Source organism: Streptomyces sp. SID13726 (genome assembly GCF_010548375.1).
Lineage (GTDB): Bacteria > Actinomycetota > Actinomycetes > Streptomycetales > Streptomycetaceae > Streptomyces.
In genome coordinates this window covers 1-700 of sequence record NZ_JAAGLY010000108.1, presented here as the reverse complement: position 1 = coordinate 700, position 700 = coordinate 1, and the positions used below count along the sequence as shown (strand labels likewise).

Below are 700 nucleotides of genomic sequence, written 5' to 3'. Positions count from 1 at the left end.
GGCGGGCTCAAGCTCATGCGGGTGCGCGAGCTCGACCAGCTCGGCGGTCCGGTCGTGGGCCGCGTCCGACGGCTCGTGCGACGGTGAGCGCCGCCCGACCACCCGGAACCAATCGGGTGATACGCGGGCAATCAGGGCCCGCGTACCATGGTGTGTCGACCACGAGTCCCACGGAGGAGGTCCGGTGAACGGCGTGGCCCCAGGAACACTGCTCGTCGCGCGCTACCGGCTCGACGAGCAGCTCGCGTCCGACCTGTCGGACGTCACCGCATGGTCGGCGCACGACCAGATCCTCGACCGGCCCGTACGGATCTCGCTGGTCTCCGGCGCGCACGTCGCCGACGCCCTCGACTCCGCCCGGCGCGCCGCGCTCGTCGTCGACCCGCGCCTGACGCGCGTCCTCGACGTCGGGACGGAGGACGGCGTCGCGTACGTCGTGACCGAGCGCTACACGGGCATCACGCTGAGCGAGGTCGTCGCGGGCGGCATCGTCGACCCGCAGCAGGCCCGCGCGATCGTCGGGGAGGCAGCGGCCGCGCTCGAGGTGGCCCGCAGGCGGGGCGGCCACCACCTCGCCCTGCGGCCCGACGCGCTCCGCGTCGGCGGCAGCCGCGTCCTCCTCACGGGCCTCGGTCTCGACGCGGGCGTCGCGGGCCACGACCAGCACGACGCCGACCGGACGTCCCGCACCGACGCCGTC

Annotated in this window: 1 pseudogene; it reads left to right on the top strand. The window is 75.0% G+C overall.

Annotated features, from left to right (window positions below):
- Positions 1 to 184 precede the first annotated feature (184 nt).
- A pseudogene (locus G3I78_RS46610) lies at positions 185 to 700 on the top strand (hypothetical protein); the annotation flags it as partial.